At 61.1% G+C, this 3,015-nt stretch carries 4 protein-coding genes; all 4 read left to right on the top strand.

Going from position 1 to position 3,015, the window contains the following annotated elements:
- Positions 1–533 (top strand): thiamine pyrophosphate-dependent enzyme (locus AB4043_RS20570; RefSeq protein WP_442307941.1); only part of this gene is annotated, 533 nt, incomplete at its 5' end.
- Positions 533–1,048, top strand: a complete 516-nt coding sequence (locus tag AB4043_RS20565) for a hypothetical protein (RefSeq protein WP_442300804.1) — start codon at positions 533–535, stop codon at positions 1,046–1,048. The genes AB4043_RS20570 and AB4043_RS20565, both read left to right, overlap by 1 nt.
- Positions 1,049–1,065: 17 nt before the next feature.
- Positions 1,066–1,683, top strand: a complete 618-nt coding sequence (ilvN, locus tag AB4043_RS20560; RefSeq protein ID WP_442300803.1) for an acetolactate synthase small subunit — start codon at positions 1,066–1,068, stop codon at positions 1,681–1,683.
- An 80-nt stretch (positions 1,684–1,763) separates the two neighbouring features.
- Positions 1,764–2,786 (top strand): ketol-acid reductoisomerase, encoded by a 1,023-nt coding sequence (gene ilvC, locus AB4043_RS20555; protein WP_442300802.1) that lies wholly within the window; start codon positions 1,764–1,766, stop codon positions 2,784–2,786.
- The last annotated feature ends 229 nt before the right edge of the window (positions 2,787–3,015 follow it).

Below are 3,015 nucleotides of genomic sequence, written 5' to 3'. Positions count from 1 at the left end.
CCGCACCGAGGACGACGCCACGGAGTACGGCTGCTCCCCGCACCCTGGTCACCAGCGGCGGACTGGGCACGATGGGCTTCGCGTTGCCTGCCGCCATCGGCGCCAAGATGGCAGCCCCCGAGAAGGATGTATGGGTGATCGCCGGTGACGGCGGTTTCCAGATGACGGCCGCAGAGCTCTCCACCATCGTGCAGGAAAAGCTGCACATCAATATCGCGGTCATCAATAACGGGTTTCTCGGCATGGTGCGTCAGTGGCAGGAGGCCTTCTACGACAAGAACTATTCCTGCTCACCGATCCTGTCGCCGGACTTCGTGAAACTGGCCGATGCGCATGGCATTCCCGCGGCGCACATCACGCAGCGCAAGGAAGTCACGCCGATCGTCACCAAAGCGCGTACCGGCTCCACTCCGTTCCTGATCAACTTCTCGGTTGAGAAGGAAGACGGCGTGTACCCGATGATCGCCCCCGGAAGCGCTCTGCATGAGATGGTGCGCCGTCCGAACCCGCTGATCGAAACGGCGGAGGACTAATGACAAGGACGCCGATCTGTTCTCTCGCCGTTCTGTTGGCCGTTGGATTGGCCGGATGTAATTCGGCACCGAAAACCGCGCCGGCTCCTTCGGAGCCGGCCAAACCCGCCGTCACTTACCCGGCACGCCCCACTGTTCCTACCCCATCGTTCACGCTGTTTCACTTCGATAACGACACGGCAACGCTGGTCGTAAAGGAAGATGCAACGGATGACGAGATCGAATCGCTGGTCTGGCAAGTCCGTGACGCCGCGCGCTCCAATACGCTGCCGGCTCTAAAGATCAAGCCCCCAAAGGGCAATGACTTCCGTGCGCATATCTATCGCGGTAAGAAGTGTGCCGCAGAAAAGTATGCTCCGGGGGAACCGCCCTGTGGCGGCAGCTACCACGCGGCTGGTGACTACACACTCTCCAAGCTTCCATCCAAGCTATGGGACCGTGGCGTTCTGCATGCCTCCGGCGACAAAGAGATCGAACTCTGGGACACCGACGCGCCCTACACCGCAACGAAATAGCCAGGAAAGAAGATCAGATGCTGCATACCTTTATTGCACTTGTTGACGACAAGCCGGGCGCGTTGACGCGCGTGGCTTCCCTCTTTCGCCGCCTTTCGGTGAATATCGTCTCGCTCACCGTGGGTGAGAGCGAGCGCGACGGAGTCTCGCGCATGACCATCGTGTGCGAGGGCGCGGAGAACGCGGCTCACCGCATCCGGGCTTCCCTCTATAAGCTCGAGGTCACACGCGACGTGGATGAGGTCTCACGCGCCGAAGCCGTGATTCGCGAACTATGCCTTATCAAGGTTGGCGCCGGTCCCAACTCACCGCATGGAGTCCACTCGCGCACCCAGATCTTCGAACTGGCGCAGGTCTTTCGCGCCCGTGTCGTCGATCTGGCACCGGAGTCCATCATGCTGGAGATGACCGGCTCCGCTTCGAAGATCGAGGGTCTGCTGCAGGTACTGCGTGAGTCAAACTATGACGTATTGGAGGTCTCACGCACCGGCCGCATGGCCATGCGCCGCGGCCAGCACACCACCAAGGTGCTGAAGGCCCTGGGCACCAAAACGGCCGCGGATCAGCCGGTCGCCTATCCGGTCCGCCCGGAAGAAGACGACCTCCCCAACCAGTTTGAGGAAGACGAAACATAGAGCGTTTTCCCTATTGCCCTCCGGGACGATCCGGGGCCGGTTCCACTAGAATTTCTACGTAACCACGAAAAGGAAGAAGAATGGCAAAGGCATACCACGACCACGACGCAGACCTCTCTCTTATCCAGGCGAAGAAAGTCGCCATCATCGGCTACGGCTCGCAGGGCCACGCCCATGCGCTGAACCTGAAGGACTCGGGCGTGGACGTCAAGGTCGGCCTCCGTCCCGGTTCGCCGAACGAGGCCAAGGCGAAGAACGCCGGCCTGGAAGTGCTCCCGGTAGCCGAGGCTGCCAAGTGGGCTGATGTGATCATGCTGCTGGTTCCCGACCAGACGGCTGCCAAGGTCTACAAGGAGGTTGAGCCGGGCCTCACCGCCGGCAAGACCCTGATGTTCGCGCACGGCTTCAACATCCGCTTCCGCACCATCAATCCTCCCGCCGACGTGGACGTCTCGCTGGTTGCCCCCAAAGGCCCAGGCCACCGTGTTCGCGAGGTTTTCACCGAGGGCGGTGGTGTTCCCGGCCTGGTCGCCGTGGAGCAGGATGCCACTGGCAACGCGCTGAAGCTGGCCCTGAGCTATGCCAAGGGCATCGGCTGCACCCGTGGCGGCGTGCTTGAGACCACCTTCACCGAAGAGACCGAGACCGACCTCTTCGGCGAGCAGGCGGTTCTCTGCGGCGGTACTGCTGCCCTGGTCAAGGCGGGCTTTGAGGTTCTGACCGAGGCCGGCTACCAGCCCGAGCTAGCCTACTTCGAGGTGCTGCACGAGCTCAAGCTCATCGTCGACCTGATGTACCGCGGCGGCCTTGAGTACATGCGCTACTCCATCTCTGACACCGCCGAGTGGGGCGACTATGTTGCCGGACCACGCATCGTAACCCCGGCCGTGAAGGATGCGATGAAGGGCCTGCTGAAGGACATTCAGGACGGAACCTTCGCCAAGAAGTTCATCGAAGAGAACGAGACTGGCCGTAAAGGCTTCGAGCGCATCCGCAAGGAAGAAGCTGCTCATCCGGTTGAGAAGGTCGGCAAGGATCTGCGCAAGTCCATGCCCTTCCTCGATCCGGTCGAGGTCAAGGACGGAAACGTCATCAAGGCGTAACCAGCCACAAGGCCCCGGTCAAGACCGGGGCCTTCGTGTTTGTATAGGATGTCTTTCGAAGGAGAGATTTCCATCATGAAGAGGCGGCAATTCATCCGCTCTATGGCTGCAGGCGCGGCCACAGCGATCACCCTAAAATCCAGCGAGGCAGAGATGCAGGAGAAACCGTCCGCACAGCCGCAGGAGTTCTATGAGCTCCGCAAGTACACACTCCGCAACGGTGCAGGGC

Source organism: Terriglobus sp. YAF25 (assembly GCF_052113305.1).
Classification (GTDB): Bacteria; Acidobacteriota; Terriglobia; order Terriglobales; family Acidobacteriaceae; genus Terriglobus.
Note: the sequence above shows the minus strand (reverse complement) of the source record. Positions and strands in the feature narration are given on the sequence as shown.